We start from the raw sequence: 22608 nt of genomic DNA on the forward strand, positions 1-22608 counted from the left end.
CGTAGGCGTGGGATCAGGCGGCCGGCTTGCGCAGCTTGCTGTGCGAGTAGCCGTAGAGGAAATAGATCGCCTGGCCGATCGCGATCCAGGTCAGCATCCAGCGCCAGTGTTCCAGGAAGGACTGCAGGAACAGCGCCATGCAGGCCAGCGCGCCGAGCGGGCAGACCAGCCACGGCACCGGCACCCGGAACGAACGCGGCAGCTCGGGGCGCGTATAGCGCAGCACCAGCACGCCCACGCACACGGTGGCGAAGGCCAGCAGGGTGCCCATGGCGACCATCTCGCCCAGCACGCCGATGTTGAACAGGCCGCCCAGGGTGGCGGCGAGCACGCCGACCACCACGGTGCCGACGTGCGGCGTGCGGAACTTCGCGTGGATGCGGCCGAACACGGCCGGGATCAGGCCGTCGCGCGCCATCGAATAGAAGATGCGCGGCTGGCCCATCAGCATCACCAGGATCACCGAACTCAGGCCGGTGACCGCACCGATCACCACGATCACTTGCAGCCAGTGCAGGCTCGGGTAGTTGTCCAGCGCGGTGGACACCGGCTCCGGCGTGCCGAGCAGGCGGAAGTCGGCGATGCCGGTAAGGATGCCGGCCACGATGATGTACAGGATGGTGCAGACGATCAGCGAGCCGATGATGCCGATCGGCATGTCGCGCTGCGGGTTCTTCGCCTCCGCCGCCGCGGTGGAGACCGCGTCGAAGCCGATGTAGGAGAAGAACACGATCGCCGCCGCGCGGCCCACGCCGGCCCAGCCGTACTTGGACGCGCCTTCGGAGGCGGGGATGAAGGGGTGCCAGTTGTCCGGATTGATGTACTTGGTGGCGAAGGCGATGAACAGCAGGATCACCGTCACCTTGATCGCCACGATGATCGAATTGACGAAGGCCGACTGGGTGATGCCTACGTAGCACAGGCCGGTGATGGCGGCGATGATCGCCACCGCCGGCAGGTTGATGAACATGCCGGTGGCCTGGATATGGCCATCGACCACCGTGAACGGCGCCGACGCCAGGGTCTGCGGCAAGGTCACGTCATGGTTGATCCAGCCGCTGATCAGGGCCAGCAGCTTGTTGAAGTAACCCGACCAGCCTGCCGCCACCGTGGCCACGGTGAACAGGTATTCCAGCACCAGGCTCCAGCCGACGAACCAGGCGACGTATTCGCCCAGCGTGGCATAGGAATAGGAGTAGGCGCTGCCGGAAACCGGCAGCATCGCCGCGAACTCGGCGTAGCACAGCGCGGCGAGCGCGCAGGCGATGCCGGCGAACACGAAGCTCAGCACGATCGCGGGGCCGGCATGCTGGGCCGCGGCCTGTCCGGTGATGACGAAGATACCCGCGCCGATGATCGCGCCGATGCCCAGCATCACCAGGTGGCGCGCGGTCAGTGCGCGCTTGAGGGTGACTTCGCCGTGCGCGCCGCCCTCCGGCAGATCGTCGGACGCAATCGAAATCTGCGTCGTCGCAAACAGGTTTTTCAGCATGGGTTCCCCCCTCCGGGAATGGCTGCTTGTCATTTTTCGGGCGACTACCGAACGGTCGCCCAGAAGGCTGGCCCGGCAAAGGATTTCGACGCCACAAGCGGGTTGCGCCCGGCGCGGAAGCTCCGAACCTTAGCCGAGCGATGGGAGGGGTACAAGACGCGCCGCAGCTACAATGGCAGCTTCATCCCATTCCTATATGTCACAAGTCATGCACGATCATCGCCAGGCTTTTTCCGCCCATTTGACCGCCTATGCGCAGGCGCATCCGGACGAGGGCGAGGTCGCCGCCCGCTTCGGCGAATTCCTGCGCTCGGCGCCCACGGTGTTCGAGCGCGCCCATGCGGCAGGGCATTTCACCGGCTCGGCCTGGCTGGTCAGTGCGGACGGCGCGCGGGTGCTGCTGACCCATCACCGCAAGCTCGGCCGCTGGCTGCAGCTGGGCGGCCACGCCGATGGCGATACCGACCTGGCCGGCGTGGCGCTGCGCGAGGCGGAGGAGGAGTCCGGACTGGTGCAGCTCGCGGTGGAGCCGGTGCCATTCGATCTGGACTGCCACTGGATTCCCGAGCGCGCCGCCGAGCCGGGTCATTGGCATTACGACGTGCGCTACGTAGTGCGCGCCACCGGCAGCGAGGATTTCGCGGTGAGCGAGGAATCGCTGGCGCTGGCGTGGAAGCTGGTGGCGGAGATGGCTGCCGATCCATCGGCGGACGAATCGCTGCGGCGCATGGCTAAGAAATGGCTGGGTAGGTTGGGGTGATAACCCCAACACAAGGGCGCGGTCGGCGTGACGATGTTGGGGTTGTCACCCCAACCTACGAATAGTTGGCCGGCGCCGGATGCACGGTGCCGCATTGCGTGCAGGTGCGCGCTTCGAGTGAACGGTAGAAGCGCTCGAATACCGGCGGGAAATCGCGCTCGATGCTGTCCAGCGTGAAATATTCCTCGAACAGCTTGTGGTTGCACTGCTGGCAGAACCACAGCAGGCCATCCTTCTCGCCGGCCACGCGGCGGCGCTCGATCACCAGGCCGATCGAATCGGGTATGCGCTGCGGCGAGTGCGGCACGCGCGGCGGCAGGTAGAACATCTGGCCGGCGCGGATCGGCAGATCGCGCGCCGTGCCTTCGTCCTGCACCTTCAGCACCATCTCGCCTTCGAGCTGGTAGAAGAATTCCGGACCTTCGTCGTAGTGGTAGTCGGTGCGCGCATTCGGGCCGCCGACGATCATCACGATGAAGTCGCCGTCGACGATGCACTTGTTGCCCACCGGCGGCTTGAGCAGGTGGCGGTGTTCGTCGATCCAGCGTTGCAGGTCCAGCGGTGGCGTGAGGGCCATGGCGGAAGGGTTCGGATGAGGTGCGCGTACCTTAGCGCTGCCGCATGCGCTTCGCTAACTCCCAGTCTTCAATCTGGAGCCCTTCTCCCTGCGGGAGAAGGTGGCGGCAGCCGGATCAGGGTGCGGGCGGAGTGGGGCGCATCACTTCGTCCGTACCCTCACCCCAACCCCCCTCCCGACGGGAGAGGGGCTTTAAAGCCTTAAACCTCAAGCGTCGCCAGATCGCCTTTCTCTTCCAGCCACGCCTTCCGATCGCTCGCGCGCTTCTTCGCCAGCAGCATATCCATCAGCTTCGCCGTGCCCTCGCCGTCCTCGACGGTGAGCTGCACCAGGCGGCGCGTATCCGGATGGACGGTGGACTCGCGCAGCTGTCCGGGATTCATCTCGCCCAGGCCCTTGAAGCGGGTGGTGGAAACCTGGCCCTTCATCTTCTCGCGCTCGATCCGCTGCAGCAGCGCGGTCTTTTCGTTCTCGTCCAGGCAGTAGAACACCTGCTTGCCCACGTCCACGCGGAACAGCGGCGGCATCGCCACGAACACGTGGCCGTCGCGCACCAGGGTCGGGAAGTGGCGCAGGAACAGCGCGCACAGCAGGGTGGCGATATGCAGGCCGTCGGAGTCGGCGTCGGCCAGGATGATCACCTTGCCGTAGCGCAGGCCGCTCAAGTCGTCCTTGCCGGGATCGCAACCGATCGCCACGGCCAGGTTGTGTACTTCCTCGGAGCCGAGCACCGAGCCCGATTCCACTTCCCAGGTGTTGAGGATCTTGCCGCGCAGCGGCAGGATCGCCTGGAATTCCTTGTCGCGCGCCTGCTTGGCGCTGCCGCCGGCGGAGTCGCCCTCGACCAGGAACAGTTCAGTGCGATTGAGGTCGGTGGCGGTGCAGTCGGCCAGCTTGCCGGGCAGGGCGGGCCCCTGGGTGATCTTCTTGCGGATGACCTGCTTGGACGCTTTCAGGCGCGCGCTGGCGCGCTCGATCGCCAGCTGCGCGATGCGCTCGCCCAGTTCGACGTTCTGGTTCAGCCACAGGCTGAAGGCATCGTGCACCACGCCTTCGACCAGGGCGGCGGCGTTGCGCGAAGAGAGGCGCTCCTTGGTCTGGCCGGCGAACTGCGGGTCCTGCAGCTTGGCGGACAGCACGAAGGACAGCCGCTCCCACACGTCTTCCGGCGCCAGCTTCACGCCGCGCGGCAGCAGGTTGCGGATATCGCAGAACTCGCGCACGGCATTGGTCAGGCCGCTGCGCAGGCCGTTCACATGGGTGCCGCCCTGCGCGGTGGGAATCAGGTTGACGTAGCTCTCCTGTACCAGTTCGCCTTCCGGCAGCCAGGCCAGGGCGACGTCCAGGCCTTCGGTCTCGCGCTGCACGTGATGCACGAACAGCTCGGCCGGCAGCGTCTCGGCGCCTTCCAGTTCGCCGCGCAGGTAGTCGCGCAGGCCGTCCTCGTAAAGCCATTCGCTGACTTCGCCGCTGGCTTCGTCGGTGAGCTTGACGTTGAGGCCGGCGCACAGCACGGCCTTGGCGCGCAGCAGGTGCTTGAGCTTGGACAGCAGGATCTTCGGCGTATCGAAGTACTTCGGGTCCGGCCAGAAGCGCACGGTGGTGCCGGTCTTCTTCTTCGGCACGCTGCCGATCACGTCCAGCTCGCTGACGCGGTCGCCGTGCTCGAAGGCCATGCGGTATTCGCTGCCGTCGCGGCGGATGGTCACTTCCACCCGCTGGGACAGCGCATTGACCACCGACACGCCGACGCCGTGCAGGCCGCCGGAGAAGTTGTAGCTCTTGCCGGAGAACTTACCGCCCGCATGCAGGCGGGTCAGGATCAGCTCCACGCCGGGAATGCCTTCCTCCGGATGGATGTCCACCGGCATGCCGCGGCCGTCGTCGCTGACCTGCACCGAGCCGTCGGTGAACACGATCACCTCGATCGCGCTGGCGTGGCCGGCCAGGGCCTCGTCCACCGAGTTGTCGATGACTTCCTGCGCCAGGTGGTTCGGGCGGCTGGTGTCGGTGTACATGCCTGGCCGGCGCTTGACCGGGTCAAGGCCGGAAAGGACTTCGATGTCGGCGGCGTTGTAGCGACTGCTCATGCTCGGGGGTTCTGCCGGAAGTTAAGCGGGGAAACAGCCGCGGGAGGATGGGGTGGCCGGCCAGGGAGGTCAAGCCGGCGCGGCCGGGCCAGTGCGGCCAGCTCAAGCCGGCTGCTGTCTCACAGCGGCGCGCAGTGGCGCTCCAGCCAGACCAGGTCGGCGCCCTCCAGCAGCGGGCTGAGCGCGGCGCGCACGCGGGCGTGGTAGTCGTCCAGCCAGGCGCGCTCCTCGGGGTTGAGCAGGCCAGCTTCCAGCGCGCGGCGGTCGAACGGGCACAGGGTCAAGGTCTCGAAGGCGTGGAATTCGCCGAACTCGGTCTGGTCGGCCTCGGCCACCACCACCAGGTTCTCGTGGCGGATACCGTGCCGGCCCGGCTTGTACAGGCCCGGCTCGATCGAGCTGAGCATGCCCGGCTCCAGCGCCACCAGCGGGCCGCTGGTCGGCGGCCGGATGCCGTGCGGCCCCTCGTGCACATTGAGGAAGTAGCCGACGCCGTGGCCGGTGCCGTGGCCATAGTCCATGCCCGAGGCCCACAGCGGCGCCCGCGCCAGCGCATCGAGCTGCGGGCCGCTGGCGCCCTTGGGAAAGCGGGCGCGCGACAGCGCGATCAGGCCCTTCAGCACCAGGGTGGCGTCGCGGCGCTGCTCGGCGCTGGTCTCGCCCAGCGCCAGCACGCGGGTGACGTCGGTGGTGCCGCCCAGGTACTGGCCGCCGGAATCGACCAGCAGCAGGCCCAGCGGCTTGAGCGTGCTGTGGTGCTCGGGCGTGGCGCGGTAATGCGGCAGGGCGCCGTTGGCCTGGTAGCCGGCGATGGTGGCGAAGCTTGCGCCGACGAAGTCGGGCTGGGCCGAGCGTTCCTCGCGCAGCAGGGTGTCCACGTCCAGCTCGGTCTGGCTCATGCCGGCGGCGAGGCGCTCTTCCAGGCGGCGGAAGGCGCGCGCCAGGGCGGCGCCGTCGCGGCGCATCGTTTCGCGTATGTGGTCCAGCTCAGCGGCGCTTTTGCGCGCCTTCATCGCGGTGGAAGGGTTGGCCGCGTCGATGGCATGAACGGCGGGCGCGATCGCGTCGGCTACCGCGCAGGCCACGCGGTGGCCGTCCAGCAGCAGGCGGTCGCCGGCGCGCAGTTCGCCGAGCGCGTCGGTGACGGTGGCGTAGTCGGCGATGCGCACGCCGTCGGCGGCGAGCGCACCGACCAGCGCGTCGGAAAGCTTGCGCCGGTCGACGAACAGCACCGCCGGGCCCTCCGCCGCCACCAGCAGGTGGGCCAGGAACACCGGATTGCACTCCACGTCGCTGCCGCGCAGGTTGGTCAGCCAGGCCACGTCGTCCAGGCTGCTGACCAGGTGATGGCTGGCGCCGAGCTTGCGCATGGCGGTGCGCAGCCGGGCCAGCTTGTCGGCGCGGGCGATGCAGGCATAGCGGATCGGGTGTTCGGTCACCGGCGCGGCGGGCAGCGGCGGCCGCCCGGCCCAGACGGCGCCAGGCAGGTCCAGGTCGGTGCGCAGGCGTGCGCCGGTGCTTTCGAACTGGCGTTCGAGCCGCGCGCGGCTGGCCAGCGGCAGGCTGTCGCCGGCCACGGCCAGTGCCTGGCCTTCACTCAATTGCTGGCGCAGCCATTCCTGGGGTTCGGGCACGTTGGGCATGCGCTGGCGCATCAGTTCCACGCCGCTGCCGGCCAGTTCGCGCTCGGCCTGGGCGAAGTAGCGCGAATCGGTCCACAGCCCGGCCCAGTCGGCCGTCACCAGCAGGGTGCCGGCCGAGCCGGTGAAGCCGGACAGCCAGCTCCGTGCCTGCCAGTGGGCGGGCAGGTATTCGGACAGGTGCGGGTCGGCGCTGGGCACCAGGCAGGCGTCGATGCCGTGGCCACGCATGGCGTGGCGCAGCAGGGTGAGGCGGGACGGAATGAGATCGCTCATCCGTTCATGCTAGCAGTCGGATCGAGCCGGTCCGCATGCGCCTCAATGAATCGCCGGAGGAATTTTCAACGTAGCGCTCGCGGCCCGGAGCGACCTCCGCTAAAATGCCGATTTCCAGCACGGCTGCATCCCATGACCCCCCTGATTTTCGTCACCGGCGGTGTGGTGTCCTCGCTTGGCAAGGGCATCGCCGCGGCGTCGCTGGCTTCCATTCTGGAAGCGCGTGGCCTTTCGGTCACCATGATGAAGCTCGACCCGTACATCAACGTCGACCCCGGCACGATGAGCCCCTTCCAGCACGGCGAGGTCTACGTCACCGACGACGGCGCCGAGACCGACCTGGACCTGGGCCACTACGAGCGCTTCGTCCACACCCGCCTGACCGGCAAGAACTCGATCACCACCGGCAAGATCTACGAGTCGGTGATCCGCAAGGAGCGCCGCGGCGACTATCTCGGCGCCACCGTGCAGGTGATCCCGCACATCACCGACGAGATCAAGCACTGCATCCACGAGGCCACCCGCGGCTTCGACGTGGCTCTGGTGGAGATCGGCGGCACCGTCGGCGACATCGAGTCGCTGCCGTTCCTGGAGGCGATCCGCCAGCTGCGCATCGAGCACGGCCCGGAGAAGTGCCTGTTCATGCACCTGACCCTGGTGCCGTACATCAAGGCCGCCGGCGAGATCAAGACCAAGCCCACCCAGCACTCGGTGAAGGAGCTGCGCTCGATCGGCATCCAGCCGGACGTGCTGCTGTGCCGCTGCGAGCAGCACCTGCCCGACGGCGAGCGCCGCAAGATCGCGCTGTTCACCAACGTGCCGGAGCAGGCGGTGATCAGCGCTACCGACGTGGACATCATCTACAAGCAGCCGCTGTGGCTGCACAAGCAGGGCCTGGACGAGATCGTGGTCAAGCGCTTCGGCCTCGACGCCGGCCCGGCCGACCTGTCCGCCTGGCAGCGCACCGTGGACGCGGTGGAGCATCCGAAGGACGAGGTCAACGTGGCCATCGTCGGCAAGTACGTCGAGCACAAAGATGCCTACAAGTCGCTGGGCGAAGCCCTGCGCCACGGCGGCATCAAGCAGCAGACGCGGGTCAACCTGCAGTGGGTCGATTCCGAGCAGGTGGAAGCCGAGGGTGCGGCCAAGGTGCTGGGCGGCGTCGACGCCATCCTGGTGCCGGGCGGCTTCGGCAAGCGCGGCTTCGAGGGCAAGGTGCTGGCCGCCAGGTACGCCCGCGAGCACGGCGTGCCGTACTTCGGCATCTGCTACGGCATGCACGCCGCGGTGGTGGATTTCGCCCGCCACGTGGCCGGCCTGGCCGCCGCCGATTCCAGCGAGAACGACCGCAATACGCCGGACCCGGTGATCGCGCTGATCACCGAGTGGACCACCGCCGCCGGCGAGACCGAGACGCGCACCGAGCGCTCGGACCTGGGCGGCACCATGCGCCTGGGCGCGCAGGAGTGCCGCCTCAAGGCCGGCACCCTGGCGCGCGAGCTGTACGGCCAGGAAGTGGTGCGCGAGCGCCATCGCCACCGCTACGAGTTCAACAACCGCTATCGCCAGTCGTTCGAGGACTTGGGCATGGTGATCTCCGGCAAGTCGATGGACGACCTGCTGGTGGAGATCGTCGAGCTGCCGCAGCAGCAGCACCCGTGGTTCCTCGGCTGCCAGGCGCATCCGGAATTCACCTCCACCCCGCGCGACGGCCATCCGCTGTTCATCGGCTTCGTGCGTTCGGCGCGCGAATACAAGACGGTGCGCGAAGGCGAGCGCCTGGCCGCACCGGCGCAGGCGACCACCCCGGGCACCAGGGAGAACGTCGCATGAAGTTGTGCGGTTTCGAGGTCGGCCAGGACCAGCCGCTGTTCCTGATCGCCGGCCCCTGCGTGGTCGAGTCGGAGCAGCTGCAGGTCGATACCGCCGGCAAGCTGAAGGAAATCACCGGCCGGCTCGGCGTCAACTTCATCTTCAAGTCCAGCTTCGACAAAGCCAACCGTTCCTCCGGCAACAGCTTCCGCGGCCTAGGGATGGAAGAAGGCCTGCGCATCCTCGGTGAAGTGAAGCGCCAGGTCGGCGTGCCGCTGCTCACCGACGTGCACGAGTACACCCCGTTCGCCGAGGTGGCCTCGGTGGTCGACGTGCTGCAGACCCCGGCCTTCCTGTGCCGCCAGACCGATTTCATCCAGGCGGTGGCGCGCGCCGGCAAGCCGGTGAACATCAAGAAGGGCCAGTTCCTGGCGCCGTGGGACATGAAGAACGTCGTGGACAAGGCTAAGGCCGTGGGCAACGACGACATTCTCGTATGCGAGCGCGGCGCCAGCTTCGGCTACAACAACCTGGTCTCGGACATGCGCTCGCTCGCGGTGATGCGCGACACCGGCTGCCCGGTGGTGTTCGACGCCACGCATTCGGTGCAGTTGCCCGGCGGGCAGGGCACCAGTTCCGGCGGCCAGCGCGAATTCGTGCCGGTGCTGGCGCGCGCGGCGATTGCGGTCGGCGTGGCCGGCCTGTTCGCCGAGACCCATCCGGACCCGAGCAAGGCGCTCAGCGACGGCCCCAATGCCTGGCCACTCGACAAGATGGAAGCGCTGCTGGAAACGCTGATGGAGCTGGACGCCGTGACCAAGCGTCATGGCTTCCTCGAGCAGACGCTCTGAACACCAAGGTACATCGCCCCACCGCTCCGTCATTCCAGCGCAAGCTGGAATCCAGCGCCTTCAAGGCACTGGACCCCAGCGTCCGCCGGGGTGACGAAGATACGGTTACCGTTTTTTAGCTCGCCCTCTTCGCCCCCTCTGGACAGGAACTGCATGAGCACCGACATCACCCGCATCCACGCCCGCGAAATCCTCGACTCCCGCGGCAACCCCACGCTCGAAGCGGAAGTGACCCTGGCCGGCGGCGGCTTCGGTCGCGCGGCGGTGCCCAGCGGCGCGTCCACCGGTACCCGCGAAGCGGTGGAGCTGCGTGACGGCGACAAGTCGCGTTACCTGGGCAAGGGCGTGAAACAGGCGGTGGGCAACGTCAACGGCGCGATCGCCGGTGCGCTCAAGGGTTTCGACGCGGCCGACCAGGGCGGCCTGGACGCGAAGCTGATCGCGCTGGACGGCACCCCGAACAAGGGCAAGCTCGGCGCCAACGCCATCCTCGGCGTGTCGATGGCTGCCGCCCACGCGGTGGCCGCGCAGCAGGGCCGCCCGCTGTGGCAGTACCTGGCCAGCATCAACGGCACCACCGGCAAGCCCGGCGCGCTGCCGGTGCCGATGATGAACATCATCAACGGCGGCGCGCATGCCGATAACAACGTCGACGTGCAGGAGTTCATGGTGCTGCCGGTCGGCCTGCCCAGCTTCGCCGAGGCGCTGCGCGCCGGCACCGAGATCTTCCACGCGCTGAAGAGCGTGCTGAAGGGCAAGGGCCTGAACACCGCGGTGGGCGACGAGGGCGGCTTCGCGCCGAACCTGCGTTCGAACATCGAGGCGCTGGACACCATCCTCGAAGCCGTCAACACCACCGGCTACAAGATCGGTAGCGACATCCTGCTGGGCCTGGACGTGGCCAGCTCCGAGTTCTTCAAGAACGGCAAGTACGACCTGGAAGGCGAGGGCAAGCTCTACACGCCCGCGCAGTTCGTCGACCTGCTGGCGAGCTGGGCGAAGCAGTACCCGATCGTCACCATCGAAGACGGCATGGCCGAAGGCGACTGGGACGGCTGGAAGCTGCTCACCGACACCATCGGCAAGCAGGTGCAGCTGGTCGGCGACGACCTGTTCGTGACCAACCCGGCGATCTTCCGCGAAGGCATCGACAAGCACATCGCCAACGCGATCCTGATCAAGGTGAACCAGATCGGCACGCTGTCGGAGACGCTCGAAGCGATCGCCATGGCCGACGCCGCCAAGTACGCCGCGATCGTGTCGCACCGTTCGGGCGAGACCGAGGACACCACCATTTCCGATATCGCCGTGGCCACTACCGCGACCCAGATCAAGACCGGTTCGCTGTGCCGCACCGACCGCGTGGCCAAGTACAACCAGCTGCTGCGCATCGAGGAACAGCTCGGCGCCGCCGCGCGCTACGCCGGCCGCGACGCCTTCCCGAGCCTGGCTCAGCTGCCGGGCTGATCGGGCAGACCCGCCTCGATGCTGCGCTGGATCGCCCTCATCCTGCTGCTCGTGCTGATCGGTCTGCAGGTGAAACTGTGGACCGGCAACGGCGGTGTGCACGAGGTGGAAACCCTGCGCGGCGCGGTGAAGAAGCAGACCGAGGACAACCAGCGCCTGCTCCAGCGCAACCAGGCGCTGGGCGCGGACGTGGACGACCTCAAGCACGGCGAACAGGCGGTGGAAGCGCGTGCGCGCGGCGAGCTGGGCCTGATCAAGCCGGGCGAGACCTTCTACCAGGTGGTCGAGCAGCCGGGGGCCGCCGCCAGCGTGGCGCCCGCGCCCGCCGCCAGCAGCGGCGGACACTGAGATGGCTCCCTTGTGGTGCGTGGTGCCGGCCGCCGGGCGCGGCGCCCGGGTCGGTGGCGATACGCCCAAGCAATACCTGCCGCTGGCCGGCCGGCCGCTGATCGAACACACCCTGGTGCGCCTGGCCACCCATCCGCGCATTGCCGGCGTGATGGTGGTGCTGGGCGCGGGCGACGACCGCTGGCCCGGCGTGGAACGCATCGGCGGCAAGCCGGTGCTGACCACCGTCGGCGGCGCGGAGCGCTGCGATTCGGTGCTGGCCGGCCTGGATGCGCTGCCCGCCGCGGTGGCGCTCGACGATTTCGTGCTGGTGCACGACGCCGCGCGGCCCTGCGTGCGTGCCGCCGACATCGCCTGCCTGATCGAACTGGCGGTGCCCGCCGGCGGCGGCCTGCTCGGCGCGCCGCTGCGCGACACGCTCAAGCGCGCCGACGCGGCCCGGCGCAGCATCGAGACCGAGCCGCGCGAGCAGCGCTGGCGCGCGTTCACCCCGCAGCTGTTCCGCCGCGGCGAACTGGCCGCAGCCTTGCGCGCGGCGGCAGCGGGCGGCTGGAAGCCCGGCGACGAGGCGATGGCGATGGAGCGCGCGGGGCATGCCCCGTTGCTCGTCGAAGGCGCCGAGGACAATATCAAGGTGACCACGGCCGCCGATTTCGCGCTGGCCGAATTTCTTCTGGACAGGACGGCGTGAGGGCGCGCGCATGATGCGGATCGGCCAGGGCTTCGACGTGCACGCCTTCGGCGACGGCGACCATGTGATGCTCGGCGGCGTGCGCGTGCCGCATGGCCGCGGCGTGGTGGCCCATTCCGATGGCGACGTGGTGATCCATGCGCTGTGCGACGCGATCTTCGGTGCGCTGGCGCTGGGCGATATCGGCCGCCATTTCCCGCCGTCGCAGGAGCGCTGGCGCGGTGCCGAGAGCCGCCTGTTCCTGCGCCACGCCTACACGCTGATGCGCGAGCGCGGCTATGCGATCGGCAATGTCGACGTCACCGTGATCTGCGAAGCGCCCAAGGTCGGCCCGCACGCGCAGGCGATGCGCGAGCGGCTGGCCGAAGACCTGCACTGCGAGATCGATCGCATCAGCGTCAAGGCCACCACCACCGAGCAGCTGGGTTTCACCGGCCGCGGCGAGGGGATTGCCGCGCAGGCCTGCGCGCTGCTGGTGCTGGCATGAGCCTGCACGCATGAGCATGCCGGCATGAGCGAGACCGAGGTCCGCGGCTCCGCCAACCGGCTGCACGAGCAGCTGGAGCGCATCAACGAACTGCTGCGCCGGCACAAGCTGGTGGAGCAGGTCGCGCATGCGCAGCACGGGCCGCACCAGGACCTGGTCGACAACCTGCTGCATCGCCAGCACCTGACCGAGCTGCAGCGGCAGCTCGACGGGCTGCATCCGGCCGACATGGCCTACATCCTCGAAGCGCTGCCGCTGACGGACCGCCTCGCCATCTGGCAGATGGTCAAGGCCGACCGCGACGGCGAGATCCTGCTGGAGGTCTCCGACGCGGTTCGCGAATCGCTGATCGCCGACATGGACCAGCGCGAGATCCTGGCCGCGGTCGAGCCGCTGGAAGCGGACGAGCTGGCCGACCTGGTGGAAGACCTGCCCACCGAGGTGCTGCCGGAGCTGATGGCCAGCCTCGACGCGCAGCAGCGCGAGCAGCTGCAGTCGGCGCTGTCCTGGCAGGACGACCAGGTCGGCGCACTGATGGATTTCGAGATGGTCACCATCCGCGAGGACGTCAGCCTGGAAGTGGTGCTGCGCTACCTGCGCCGTTTCGACGAGCTGCCCGCGCAGACCGACAAGCTGTTCGTGGTCAATCACGACAACCTGCTCACCGGCGTGCTGCCGCTGCATTGGCTGCTGGTCAACTCGCCGGACAAGATGGTGAGCGAGGTGATGGCGCCGGACGTCAACACCTTCCACCCGGCCGACGACGCCTACGAGACGGCGCAGGCGTTCGAGCGCTACGACCTGGTCACCGCGCCGGTGGTGGACGACAACAGCCATCTGATCGGCCGCATCACCATCGACTCCATGGTCGACGTGATCCGCGAGGAAGGCGAGAGCGAGGCGCTGAACCGCGCCGGCCTGCGCGAGGAAGAAGACATCTTCGCCTCGGTGTGGAAGTCGGTGCGCAACCGCTGGACCTGGCTGGCGATCAACCTGGTCACGGCCTTCATCGCTTCGCGCGTGATCGGCCTGTTCGAGGGTTCGATCCAGAAGCTGGTGGCGCTGGCCACCTTGATGCCGATCGTGGCCGGCATCGGCGGCAACTCCGGCAACCAGACCACCACCATGATCGTGCGCGCGCTGGCGCTGGACCAGATCACCCCGGCCAGCGCCAAGCGGCTATGGCGCAAGGAGATGGGCGTGGCGCTGGCCAATGGCCTGGTCTGGGGCGGGGTGATCGGCCTCGTTGCGTGGGCGCTGTACGGACATCTCGCGCTGGGCCTGGTGATGACGGCGGCGATGACGCTCAACCTGCTGCTCGCGGCGTTCTGCGGCGTGGGCATTCCGATGCTGATGGCGCGCCGCGGGCGCGATCCGGCGATGGGTTCGAGCGTGTTGATTACCGCGATGACCGACAGCGGCGGTTTCTTTATTTTCCTTGGACTGGCGACGGTGTTCCTGGTCTGACGCGTTTCTTTTTTCTTTCTGGTCTTTATTACATGAGCGATCTCCCCTACGCCGTTGGCACCCCGCCGCTCAGCGCCCAGTTGCGCAGCGCCCCCGAAGATTTCCGCGTGGAGGAGATCCTCGGCTATGAAGCCGACGGCGAAGGCGAGCACGCGCTGCTGCTGGTGGAGAAGCGCGGCGCCACCACCGATTGGGTGGCGCGCGAACTGGCGAACTACGCCGGCGTGCCGCAGGTGGCGGTCGGCTATGCGGGCCTGAAGGATCGCCACGCGGTGACGCGGCAAACCTTTTCGGTGCAGCTCGCCGGCAAGCCGGACCCGGACTGGTCGGCGTTTCCGCATGCGGACGTGCAGGTGCTGTCGGCCGCGCGGCACAAGCGCAAGCTCAAGCGTGGCGCACTGCGCGGCAACCGCTTCGTGCTGGTGCTGCGGCAGGTGCAGGGCGATCGCGCACGCGCCGAGGAAGTGCTGGAGCGCATCGCCGCGCGCGGCGTGCCGAACTATTTCGGCGAGCAGCGCTTCGGCCGCGGTGGCGGCAATGTCGAGCAGGCGCGTGCGATGTTCGCTGGGCGCCGGGTGGATCGCGACAAGCGCCAGTTCCTGCTGTCGGCGGCGCGCTCGCACGTGTTCAACGAAGTGCTGGCCGCGCGCGTGGAGCGCGATGCCTGGGACCAGCCGCTGGAAGGCGAGCTGTGGTCGCTGGCCGGCAGCCGCTCGTGGTTCGGGCCCGAGCCGTTCGACGCCGTGCTGGCGGAACGGCTGGGGCGTGGCGATATCCATCCGTCCGGGCCGCTGTGGGGACAGGGCGAGACACCGGCCGGGGCGGAAGTTGCGCAGCTTGAAACTGAGATTGCCGCCGCGAACGCCGACCTGGTGGCCGGGCTGGTAGCGGCGCGGATGGATCAGGAGCGCCGGCCGCTGCGGCTGATTCCGGATCAATTGCGCTGGCAGTGGCTGGAGGGCGATGCGCTGGAGCTTGCGTTTGCCTTGCCCGCGGGCGCCTATGCCACCGTGGTGGTGCGCGAACTCGCCGTCACGGCGTAGGTTGCGCAGGTTGGGGTGAGCCGCAGGCGAACCCCAACCTGCGTCGGATGCGCGGATTCAGTCCTTCAGCAATACGACCACGGCACCCGTGCCACCCTGCATCGGCCGTGCCGACGCAAACGCGATCACGTCGTCGCGCCGGCGCAACAGGCGGTCGGTCAGCACTTTCAGCACCGGCCCGGCGCTTTTCGAGCGCAAACCCTTGCCATGCACGATGCGTACGCAGCGAAAGCCGCGCCCATGTGCTTCGGCGAGGAAATCGGCGATGGTTGCGGTCGCTGCCGCGGCATTCATCTGGTGCAGGTCGATCTCGTCGAGCACGCTGAACTGGCCGCGCTTGAGCTGCCTGAGCAGCTTCGGCGGATAGCCGTCGCGCAGGTAGCTGAGCTCTTCTCCGACTTCCATGAGACCGGGATCGAAGGACATGTCGAGCAGCTCGCCCGGCACGGCGGCCTCGTCCGCCTCCAGCATGTGCGCGCGCGGCTCCGGCTTGGGTGCGGCGGGCGCCGGCTCGGCGGGGTCGAGACGGCGGACCTCGCCGATGGCGTCGCGGAACAGGCGCGCATCGTCATCGTTCACGCTGGCGGGAGGGCGGCGCTTCATATCGGTCATCGTAGACCACCACGACCACGCGCACTAAAGCCCCTCTCCCACCGGCGACCCGAAGGTAGTCCCCGTGGGAGAGAGGGGTTGGGGTGAGGGTACGGGCGGAGTGGTGCGTTGCACTCCGACCGTACCCTCATCCGGCTGCCGCCACCTTCCTCGCTCCTCCACGCGAAGAGGGCACAGGGATGTGCCCGGCTTTGATGAGCGAGGAGAGCCGCGCACATCCCTGTGCGCTCCCCGCGTGCTCCCGGCGGGAGAAGGATTCCTCCAGGAGAGGTCGCGAGCGTGCATCTGGCGATGAAACCCCCGGCCCGCTCGGGTAGACTTCGGTGTATCGCTGGCGTGCCGGGGAACGCGCCGGCTCCTGGGTTTTTCGAACGGATGATGATGCGAGTTCTCGTAAGCAACGACGACGGCGTGGATGCTCCCGGCATCCGCGTGCTGGCCGAGCGCCTCGGTGCGGTGGGCCAGGTCACCGTGGTGGCTCCCGACCGGGACCGCTCCGGCGCCAGCAATTCACTCACCCTGGACGCGCCGATCCGCGTGCTGCGGATGGACAACGGCTATTACCGCGTGGCGGGCACGCCGACCGACTGCGTGCACCTGGCGCTGGCCGGCCTGCTCGATTACGAGCCGGACATCGTGGTGTCGGGCATCAACAACTCGGCCAACCTCGGCGACGACGTGATCTATTCCGGCACGGTCTCCGCCGCGATGGAGGGCCGCTTCCTCGGCCTGCCCGCGATCGCCGTGTCGCTGGTCAGCAAGGACCACCACGGCGAGCACTACGATTCCGCCGCGCGCGCCGTGCTGATGCTGATGGAACGCCTGCTGGTCGATCCGCTGCCGGCCGACACCATTCTCAACGTCAACGTGCCGGACCGGCCGTGGGCAGAGATCCACGGCTTCGAGGTTACCCGGCTGGGCAAGCGGCACCGTTCCGCGCCGTGCATCAAGCAGACCGACCCGCGCGGCAAGCCGATCTGGTGGATCGGCCCGGCCGGCGACGTGGACGATGCCGGTCCCGGCACCGACTTCGACGCGGTGCGCCGCGGTTATGTCTCGGTCACGCCGATCCACGTCGACCTCACGCGCTTCCAGGCGCTGGAAAAGGTCAGCAGCTGGATGAACGCGCTGAGCGACTGCATGGACGCACCCACCGGAGCGAAGGTGGCGTGACCATGAACGTGCATCCGCTGCCGCCCTCCGCGCTGAAAGGCGAAGGCATGACGTCGCAGCGCGCCCGCGACCGGCTGGCGTCCAAGCTGAAAGAAGACGGCATCAAGGATGTGCGCGTGATCGAGGTGATCCGCAACCTGCCGCGCCATCACTTCATCGACCAGGCGCTGCATTCGCGCGCTTACGAGAACACCGCGCTGCCGATCGGCCATGGCCAGACCATCTCCCAGCCGTGGGTGGTGGCGCGCATGACCGAGGCGCTGCTGGAATTCGGCGTGCCGCCGAAGGTGCTGGAGATCGGCACCGGTTCCGGCTACCAGGCGATGGTGCTGGCCTCGCTGGTGCCGCAGGTCTACACCGTCGAGCGCATCGAGGAACTGCTGCGCCAGGCGCGCCGCCGCTTCCGCCAGCTGGGGCTGACCAACCTGCGTTCGCGCCACGACGACGGCAAGCTGGGCTGGCCGGACGAGGCACCGTTCGACGCCATCATCCTCACCGCCGCCGGCGACACCATTCCCACCCAGCTGCTCGACCAGCTCAGCCCGACCGGCGTGCTGGTGGCTCCGGTGGGTTCGCCCAGCCATCAGATCCTGATCCGCATGCGCGGTGACGGGCAGGGCGACTTCGTGCAGGAAGAACTGGGACCGGTGAGCTTCGTGCCGCTGCTCGGCGGCATCGGTTGATGCCGCCCTCCCTTGAAGGACGCTAGATGCGCTTGTTCGGAACGCTGTACGCACGCGCCCTGACCTGGGCGCGTCACCCCAGGGCGGTCTATTACCTGTGCGGCCTGAGCTTCGTCGAAGCCTTCATCTTCCCGATCATGCCGGAAGTGATGCTGGCGCCGATGATGCTCGGCAAGCGGCACAAGGCGTTCTTCTACGCCAATCTGAGCCTGCTGTTCTCGCTGCTCGGCTCGCTGGTCGGCTATGCACTCGGCCACTGGGCGTTCCAGGCGCTGCATCCGGTGCTGGAGGCGCTGCATCTGCTGGCGCCGATCCAGCAGGGCGTGGACAGCCTGCGCGCGCAGATGAATACGCATTGGCTGGGCCTGCTGGTGGTGCTGGCGCTGGCCGCGCTGCAGCCGGTGGTGCCGATGAAGTTCGTGACCTGGGCGGCCGGCATCGTGGGCGTGCCGATCATTCCGTTCCTGGTCTGCATGGCGGTCGGCCGCGGCAAGCGCGTGTGGCTGCTGGCGCTGCTGATCCGCATCTTCGGCGAGCGCGCCGAACGCGTCCTGCACAAGCACATCGAACGCATCGGCTGGGCCGCGGTGGTGATCCTCGCCGGCCTGCTGGCGTGGTGGCTGCTGAGCCGGTGAGGATGGGGCGTAGTCGGAAACAGGGCGTGCGCATGAAAATCACCATTTGCCTCGCTATGCTGATCGCATGAAAGGATCCAGCCGCTACCTCGCCCCCGCCGCGCTCTCCCTGTTGCTCGCCGCCTGCGTGTCGCCACGCAGCTCGGTGGTGGTCGAGCCGGCCGCCGGCGCGCAGGGACGCACGGTGGCGCCGGCCGCCAATGTCCGCGCCGCGGCGCCGGGCGGCAGCTATCGGGTGGTGAAGGGCGACACCCTGTATTCGATCGCCTTCCGCAACAGCGTGGATTTCCGCGACCTGGCTTCGTGGAACGGCATCGCCGCGCCGTACACGATCTGGCCGGGGCAGACCCTGAAGCTGTCGCCGAGCGGGGCACCGGCGCCGGCGGCGAGCCATGCCGTGGTGGTTGCTGCGCCCAAGCCGGTGGCGCCGGGCCACCCGGCCAATACGGCGGGCGATGGCGGTTTCCAGACGGTGCCGGCGAATCCCGCAGCGACGGCGGCCGCGGCTACGGCCGCGGCGGCGCCCACCAAGCCGGCGCCGGCCACGACTCCGGTGTCGACTCCGGTGCCATCGACTCCGGCCCCCGCATCCACGGCAGTGACGGTCGTGCCGGTGGCCGGCGCCCCCGCCACCGCGCATACCGCCGCGGCGGTCGCCACCCCGCCGCCGGCACCGCCGCAGGCCGTGGCCCCGGGCGCCACCCGTTCCAGCGCCGGCATCAACTGGCGCTGGCCGGCGGACGGTTCGCTGGGCAAGCGTTATCAGTCGGGCGATGCGATTCCGGGGATCGAGGTCCTGGGCAAGTCCGGCGATCCGATCCGCGCTGCCGCCGACGGCGTGGTGGTGTACAGCGGCAACGGCCTGGTCGGCTACGGCGAGCTGGTCATCATCAAGCACAACGACAGCTTCCTGTCGGCCTATGGGCACAACAGCAAGCGTCTGGTGAAGGAAGGCCAGCGCGTCAGCGCGGGCCAGCAGATCGCTGAGATGGGTTCCACCGGCGCGACCCGCGACGAACTGCAGTTCCAGATCCGCCGCGACGGCAATCCGGTCGACCCGCTGGGTTATCTGCCGTCGCGCTGAGCGGCGGCGCTCAGGCCGGCGGCAGGATAAAGGCCGCGACCACGCGGCGGCGCTCGCCGGCCAGCAGGTCGTAGGTACGCGCGGCGGCGGCGTTATCCATCACTTCCACGCCCACTCCCTTGCGCAAGAAGCCGGCCATGAAGGCCGCCGCCGGGAAGACCTGGCGTTCGCCGGTGCCCAGCACCACCACTTCGGGGTCGAGCGCCAGGATGGCATCGACGTGGCTGGCATCCAGCTCGCCGGCATGGGTGACCGGCCAGTTCTCGATGGCCCGCTCCGGGGACAGCACCAGGCTGCGGGTGAATTCGCGATCGACTACGGTGACGCTGCGCGCGCCGACCCGGCGCACGTACAGGTATTCGCCGGGGCGGTCGAGCGAGAGGTCCATGCGCGCTGGCTCAGCGGGGCAGGGCGAGCTTGGGCTCGTCCTCGTTGCGGCGGAACAGCACCACGATATGGCCGATCTGCTGCACGTTCAGGGCCCGGGTGCCGCCGGCGAGGAAGTCGATCTGCGCCTGGCGCTCGTCCTTGTCGCCGCCGGACAGCTTCACTTTGACCAGCTCGTGGTGGGTCAGGGCCAGGTCCAGTTCCTTGACCACGGCTTCGGTCGCGCCCTTGGCCCCGAGCAGGATGACCGGCTTCAGGTCGTGGGCCAGGCTGCGCAGGTAGCGGCGCTGTGACGGGGAGAGCGACATGCGTTCAGTCTCGGATTCGCGGCGAATGGACCGACAAGGGTATCATGCCGACCCGTTCCCCCCTATCTGTGGCCGTTGCCGACCCATGTCCCGCAGCAAAAGCAGTTCCCGCTGGCTGCGGGAACACTTCGATGACGTCTATGTTAAGAAAGCCCAGGCTGAGGGCGCGCGTTCCCGTGCCGTCTATAAGCTGGAAGAGCTGATCGAGCGCGACCGCCTGCTCAAGCCGGGCATGCGCGTGGTCGACCTGGGCGCCGCCCCGGGCGGGTGGTCGCAACTGGTGCGCCAGCGCCTGGGCGACACCGGCAAGGTGGTGGCCCTGGATATCCTGCCGATGCAGGGCATCGGCGGGGTGGATTTCCTGCAGGGCGACTTCCGCGAGGAGTCCGTCCTGCGTGAGCTGGAGAGCCGTCTGGAGGGTCAGCAGCTCGATCTTGTCCTATCCGACATGGCCCCCAATATGAGTGGTGTCGCGCTGGCCGATCAGATCCGGGCAATGGATCTGGCCGAGCTGGCGCTGGACTTCAGCCGCCATTGGCTGAAGCCGGGGGGTTCGTTCCTGATCAAGTTATTCCAGGGAGCTGGCTTCGACGATTACCTGCGTAGCTTGCGCAAGGAGTTTTCGCGCGTAACTATGCGTAAACCCAAAGCCTCCCGCGCCCGTTCGCGTGAGGTCTATGCGCTGGCCACAGGAAGAAAGGTCAGTGGCGCTCAACCGGGCGAGAACCGTGCATGAATGAGATGGCTAAAAATCTTTTGCTCTGGCTGATCATCGCCGTGGTGTTGCTCACGGTGTTCCAGAGCTTCAACCCGCATGGCACGTCGTCATCCGACCTGCCATACAGCAGCTTTGTGCAAAGTGTGGACAACGGCAACGTGTCCACCGCCGTGATCAGCGCCGACCAGCCGGCCAGCATCAGCGGCAAGCTGAAGGACGGCAGCGCCTTCCGCACCGTCGCCCCCGTGCTCGGCTTCTCCACCAGCTCGGTGGTCAAGCAGATGCAGGACAAGGGCGTCGAGGTGCGGCAGGAGCCGGCCAACAACGGCTTCTCGCTGCTCGGCCTGCTGCTCAACTGGCTGCCGATCATCCTGATCGTGGGCGTCTTCATCTGGTTCATGCGCCAGATGCAGGCCGGCGCCGGCGGGCGCGGCGCCATGAGTTTCGGCCGCTCGCGCGCCAAGCTGCAGGGCGAGGACCAGATCAAGGTGAACTTCAGCGACGTCGCCGGCTGCGACGAAGCGAAGGAGGAAGTCGGCGAGCTGGTCGAGTTCCTGCGCGACCCGGGCAAGTTCCAGAAGCTCGGCGGCAAGATTCCGCGCGGCGTGCTGATGGTCGGCCCGCCCGGCACCGGCAAGACCCTGCTGGCCAAGGCCATCGCGGGCGAGGCCAAGGTGCCGTTCTTCTCGATCTCCGGTTCGGACTTCGTCGAGATGTTCGTCGGCGTCGGCGCCAGCCGCGTGCGCGACATGTTCGACCAGGCCAAGAAGCACGCACCCTGCATCATCTTCATCGACGAAATCGATGCGGTCGGCCGCCACCGCGGCGCCGGCCTGGGCGGCGGCCACGACGAGCGCGAGCAGACCCTCAACCAGTTGCTGGTCGAGATGGACGGCTTCGAGGGCACCGAGGGCGTGATCGTGATCGCCGCGACCAACCGCCCCGACGTGCTCGACCCCGCGCTGCTGCGCCCGGGCCGCTTCGACCGCCAGGTGATGGTCGGCCTGCCGGACGTGAGGGGCCGCGAGCAGATCCTCAAAGTGCATCTGCGCAAGGTGCCGACCGCGGCCGACGTGGACGCCATGACCATCGCGCGTGGCACGCCGGGTTTCTCCGGCGCCGACCTGGCCAACCTGGTCAACGAGGCTGCGCTGTTCGCGGCGCGCGAGAATGCGCGCGACGTGCGCATGAATCACCTGGACAGGGCGCGCGACAAGATCCTGATGGGCACGGAGCGCCGCTCCCTGGCCATGAGCGAGGACGAGAAGAAACTCACCGCCTATCACGAGGCCGGCCACGCCATCGTCGGTCGCGTGGTGCCCGAGCATGATCCGGTCTACAAGGTCACCATCATCCCGCGCGGCCGCGCGCTGGGCGTGACCATGTATCTGCCGGAAGGCGACAAGTACAGCATGAACCGCGTAGCGATCGAATCGCAGCTGTGCTCGCTGTACGGCGGCCGCGTTGCCGAGGCGCTGATCTTCGGTGAGGACAAGGTCACCACCGGCGCCTCCAACGACATCGAGCGCGCGACCAAGATGGCGCGCAACATGGCGACCAAGTGGGGCCTGTCCGACACGCTCGGCCCGGTGACCTACGGCGAGGAAGAAGACGAAGTGTTCCTGGGCCGCGCGGTCACGCAGCACAAGAACGTCTCCAACGAGACCGCACGCAAGATCGACGAGGAAGTGCGCGCGATCCTGGACCGCGCCTATGCGCGTACCAAGCAGGTGCTCACCGACAACATCGACAAGCTGCACATGATGGCCGAGGCGCTGCTGCAGTACGAAACCATCGACGCGCACCAGATCGACGAGATCATGGCCGGCCGCATGCCGGGACCGCCGGCGGATTGGAGCAAGTCGGCGCCCGGTTCTTCGACGCCGCCACCGCCGCCGCCGCGCGGCGATGCGGGCGCCAAGGTGGGCGACCCTGCCACGCAGAGCCGTCATCCGCACGGCTGAGCGAGCAGGGCATGGTGAGATCGAACGAGGGCGGCCACATGGC

General features: G+C 68.2%; 22 protein-coding genes. 15 read left to right on the forward strand and 7 right to left on the reverse strand.

Annotation, left to right across the window (positions count from 1 at the left end; genetic code table 11):
- Positions 1-13: 13 nt before the first annotated feature.
- Positions 14-1492, reverse strand: a complete 1479-nt coding sequence (locus AB4083_RS02800) for an amino acid permease (protein WP_441606225.1) — start codon at positions 1490-1492, stop codon at positions 14-16.
- A 208-nt stretch (positions 1493-1700) separates the two neighbouring features.
- Between AB4083_RS02800 and AB4083_RS02805 the strand changes: the two genes are divergently transcribed.
- Positions 1701-2252, forward strand: coding sequence for an NUDIX hydrolase (locus AB4083_RS02805; RefSeq protein WP_441606226.1), 552 nt, complete (start codon positions 1701-1703; stop codon positions 2250-2252).
- A 55-nt stretch (positions 2253-2307) separates the two neighbouring features.
- On the opposite strand, the gene AB4083_RS02810 is transcribed toward AB4083_RS02805, so the two are convergent.
- From AB4083_RS02810 to AB4083_RS02820, 3 genes are all read right to left on the reverse strand, one after another.
- Positions 2308-2829 carry a 3-hydroxyanthranilate 3,4-dioxygenase gene (locus AB4083_RS02810; RefSeq protein WP_441606227.1) on the reverse strand — a complete coding sequence of 174 codons (522 nt, stop codon included), beginning with the start codon at positions 2827-2829 and terminating at the stop codon, positions 2308-2310.
- 200 nt (positions 2830-3029) lie between these two features.
- Complete coding sequence (parE, locus tag AB4083_RS02815; RefSeq protein WP_441606228.1) at positions 3030-4919, reverse strand: DNA topoisomerase IV subunit B; 1890 nt, start codon at positions 4917-4919, stop codon at positions 3030-3032.
- Between the two features lie 119 nt (positions 4920-5038).
- On the reverse strand, positions 5039-6835 hold the full coding sequence (locus AB4083_RS02820) for an aminopeptidase P family protein (RefSeq protein ID WP_441606229.1): 1797 nt from the start codon (positions 6833-6835) through the stop codon (positions 5039-5041).
- A gap of 132 nt (positions 6836-6967) precedes the next feature.
- On the opposite strand from AB4083_RS02820, the gene AB4083_RS02825 reads away from it, so the two are divergent.
- The 8 genes from AB4083_RS02825 (at position 6968) to truD (ending at position 15001) form a co-directional block, all read left to right on the forward strand.
- Positions 6968-8668 carry a CTP synthase gene (locus AB4083_RS02825; protein ID WP_441606230.1) on the forward strand — a complete coding sequence of 567 codons (1701 nt, stop codon included), beginning with the start codon at positions 6968-6970 and terminating at the stop codon, positions 8666-8668.
- A complete protein-coding gene (gene kdsA, locus AB4083_RS02830; protein ID WP_441606231.1) occupies positions 8665-9498 on the forward strand; it encodes a 3-deoxy-8-phosphooctulonate synthase in 834 nt (277 codons plus the stop codon). Before AB4083_RS02825 ends, kdsA begins: the two co-directional genes overlap by 4 nt.
- A 153-nt stretch (positions 9499-9651) precedes the next feature.
- Positions 9652-10965 (forward strand): phosphopyruvate hydratase, encoded by a 1314-nt coding sequence (gene eno, locus AB4083_RS02835; RefSeq protein ID WP_441606232.1) that lies wholly within the window; start codon positions 9652-9654, stop codon positions 10963-10965.
- Positions 10966-10983: 18 nt separating this feature from the next.
- Positions 10984-11313: a cell division protein FtsB gene (gene ftsB, locus AB4083_RS02840; protein WP_441606233.1), complete on the forward strand. Its 330-nt coding sequence runs from the start codon at positions 10984-10986 to the stop codon at positions 11311-11313.
- 1 nt (position 11314) lies between these two features.
- Complete coding sequence (gene ispD, locus AB4083_RS02845; protein WP_441606234.1) at positions 11315-12004, forward strand: 2-C-methyl-D-erythritol 4-phosphate cytidylyltransferase; 690 nt, start codon at positions 11315-11317, stop codon at positions 12002-12004.
- Positions 12005-12017: 13 nt separating this feature from the next.
- Positions 12018-12491: a 2-C-methyl-D-erythritol 2,4-cyclodiphosphate synthase gene (gene ispF, locus AB4083_RS02850; protein ID WP_441606469.1), complete on the forward strand. Its 474-nt coding sequence runs from the start codon at positions 12018-12020 to the stop codon at positions 12489-12491.
- Positions 12492-12515: 24 nt separating this feature from the next.
- A complete protein-coding gene (gene mgtE / locus AB4083_RS02855) occupies positions 12516-13958 on the forward strand; it encodes a magnesium transporter (protein WP_441606235.1) in 1443 nt (480 codons plus the stop codon).
- 32 nt (positions 13959-13990) lie between these two features.
- Positions 13991-15001, forward strand: coding sequence for a tRNA pseudouridine(13) synthase TruD (gene truD, locus AB4083_RS02860; RefSeq protein ID WP_441606236.1), 1011 nt, complete (start codon positions 13991-13993; stop codon positions 14999-15001).
- A gap of 57 nt (positions 15002-15058) precedes the next feature.
- Here truD and AB4083_RS02865 read toward each other — a convergent pair whose 3' ends face one another.
- Complete coding sequence (locus AB4083_RS02865) at positions 15059-15604, reverse strand: Smr/MutS family protein (protein ID WP_441606237.1); 546 nt, start codon at positions 15602-15604, stop codon at positions 15059-15061.
- Between the two features lie 390 nt (positions 15605-15994).
- On the opposite strand from AB4083_RS02865, the gene surE reads away from it, so the two are divergent.
- From surE to AB4083_RS02885, 4 genes are all read left to right on the forward strand, one after another.
- Complete coding sequence (gene surE, locus AB4083_RS02870) at positions 15995-16786, forward strand: 5'/3'-nucleotidase SurE (RefSeq protein WP_441606238.1); 792 nt, start codon at positions 15995-15997, stop codon at positions 16784-16786.
- A gap of 2 nt (positions 16787-16788) precedes the next feature.
- Positions 16789-17469, forward strand: a complete 681-nt coding sequence (locus AB4083_RS02875; protein WP_441606239.1) for a protein-L-isoaspartate(D-aspartate) O-methyltransferase — start codon at positions 16789-16791, stop codon at positions 17467-17469.
- Positions 17470-17495: 26 nt separating this feature from the next.
- Positions 17496-18104, forward strand: a complete 609-nt coding sequence (locus AB4083_RS02880; protein WP_441606240.1) for a YqaA family protein — start codon at positions 17496-17498, stop codon at positions 18102-18104.
- A gap of 67 nt (positions 18105-18171) precedes the next feature.
- Entirely contained in the window at positions 18172-19188 is a 1017-nt protein-coding gene (locus tag AB4083_RS02885) for a peptidoglycan DD-metalloendopeptidase family protein (protein ID WP_441606241.1), read from the forward strand.
- Positions 19189-19198: 10 nt separating this feature from the next.
- Here AB4083_RS02885 and AB4083_RS02890 read toward each other — a convergent pair whose 3' ends face one another.
- Complete coding sequence (locus tag AB4083_RS02890; RefSeq protein WP_441606242.1) at positions 19199-19576, reverse strand: Mth938-like domain-containing protein; 378 nt, start codon at positions 19574-19576, stop codon at positions 19199-19201.
- A 10-nt stretch (positions 19577-19586) separates the two neighbouring features.
- Positions 19587-19883: a ribosome assembly RNA-binding protein YhbY gene (gene yhbY / locus AB4083_RS02895; protein WP_441606243.1), complete on the reverse strand. Its 297-nt coding sequence runs from the start codon at positions 19881-19883 to the stop codon at positions 19587-19589.
- 85 nt (positions 19884-19968) lie between these two features.
- Here yhbY and rlmE point away from each other — a divergent pair, with 85 nt between their 5' ends.
- Both rlmE and ftsH read left to right on the forward strand, forming a co-directional pair.
- Entirely contained in the window at positions 19969-20619 is a 651-nt protein-coding gene (gene rlmE / locus AB4083_RS02900) for a 23S rRNA (uridine(2552)-2'-O)-methyltransferase RlmE (RefSeq protein ID WP_441606244.1), read from the forward strand.
- Positions 20616-22565 (forward strand): ATP-dependent zinc metalloprotease FtsH, encoded by a 1950-nt coding sequence (gene ftsH, locus AB4083_RS02905; protein WP_441606245.1) that lies wholly within the window; start codon positions 20616-20618, stop codon positions 22563-22565. Before rlmE ends, ftsH begins: the two co-directional genes overlap by 4 nt.
- The last annotated feature ends 43 nt before the right edge of the window (positions 22566-22608 follow it).

The sequence above is a fragment of the Dyella sp. 2RAB6 genome (assembly GCF_052115385.1).
Classification (GTDB): Bacteria; Pseudomonadota; Gammaproteobacteria; order Xanthomonadales; family Rhodanobacteraceae; genus Dyella_D.

Bases quoted from the DNA above. Each gene is read 5' to 3' on its own strand.
- AB4083_RS02890 (WP_441606242.1), bottom strand. From the start codon at position 19,576: ATGGACCTCTCGCTCGACCGCCCCGGCGAATACCTGTACGTGCGCCGG.
- mgtE (WP_441606235.1), top strand. From the start codon at position 12,516: ATGAGCGAGACCGAGGTCCGCGGCTCCGCCAACCGGCTGCACGAGCAG.
- parE (WP_441606228.1), bottom strand. From the start codon at position 4,919: ATGAGCAGTCGCTACAACGCCGCCGACATCGAAGTCCTTTCCGGCCTT.
- AB4083_RS02810 (WP_441606227.1), bottom strand. From the start codon at position 2,829: ATGGCCCTCACGCCACCGCTGGACCTGCAACGCTGGATCGACGAACAC.
- AB4083_RS02875 (WP_441606239.1), top strand. From the start codon at position 16,789: ATGAACGTGCATCCGCTGCCGCCCTCCGCGCTGAAAGGCGAAGGCATG.
- ispF (WP_441606469.1), top strand. From the start codon at position 12,018: ATGCGGATCGGCCAGGGCTTCGACGTGCACGCCTTCGGCGACGGCGAC.
- AB4083_RS02885 (WP_441606241.1), top strand. From the start codon at position 18,172: ATGAAAGGATCCAGCCGCTACCTCGCCCCCGCCGCGCTCTCCCTGTTG.
- eno (WP_441606232.1), top strand. From the start codon at position 9,652: ATGAGCACCGACATCACCCGCATCCACGCCCGCGAAATCCTCGACTCC.
- AB4083_RS02825 (WP_441606230.1), top strand. From the start codon at position 6,968: ATGACCCCCCTGATTTTCGTCACCGGCGGTGTGGTGTCCTCGCTTGGC.
- AB4083_RS02880 (WP_441606240.1), top strand. From the start codon at position 17,496: ATGCGCTTGTTCGGAACGCTGTACGCACGCGCCCTGACCTGGGCGCGT.
- kdsA (WP_441606231.1), top strand. From the start codon at position 8,665: ATGAAGTTGTGCGGTTTCGAGGTCGGCCAGGACCAGCCGCTGTTCCTG.
- AB4083_RS02865 (WP_441606237.1), bottom strand. From the start codon at position 15,604: ATGAAGCGCCGCCCTCCCGCCAGCGTGAACGATGACGATGCGCGCCTG.
- truD (WP_441606236.1), top strand. From the start codon at position 13,991: ATGAGCGATCTCCCCTACGCCGTTGGCACCCCGCCGCTCAGCGCCCAG.
- surE (WP_441606238.1), top strand. From the start codon at position 15,995: ATGCGAGTTCTCGTAAGCAACGACGACGGCGTGGATGCTCCCGGCATC.
- rlmE (WP_441606244.1), top strand. From the start codon at position 19,969: ATGTCCCGCAGCAAAAGCAGTTCCCGCTGGCTGCGGGAACACTTCGAT.
- ftsH (WP_441606245.1), top strand. From the start codon at position 20,616: ATGAATGAGATGGCTAAAAATCTTTTGCTCTGGCTGATCATCGCCGTG.
- ftsB (WP_441606233.1), top strand. From the start codon at position 10,984: ATGCTGCGCTGGATCGCCCTCATCCTGCTGCTCGTGCTGATCGGTCTG.
- yhbY (WP_441606243.1), bottom strand. From the start codon at position 19,883: ATGTCGCTCTCCCCGTCACAGCGCCGCTACCTGCGCAGCCTGGCCCAC.
- AB4083_RS02820 (WP_441606229.1), bottom strand. From the start codon at position 6,835: ATGAGCGATCTCATTCCGTCCCGCCTCACCCTGCTGCGCCACGCCATG.
- AB4083_RS02800 (WP_441606225.1), bottom strand. From the start codon at position 1,492: ATGCTGAAAAACCTGTTTGCGACGACGCAGATTTCGATTGCGTCCGAC.
- ispD (WP_441606234.1), top strand. From the start codon at position 11,315: ATGGCTCCCTTGTGGTGCGTGGTGCCGGCCGCCGGGCGCGGCGCCCGG.
- AB4083_RS02805 (WP_441606226.1), top strand. From the start codon at position 1,701: ATGCACGATCATCGCCAGGCTTTTTCCGCCCATTTGACCGCCTATGCG.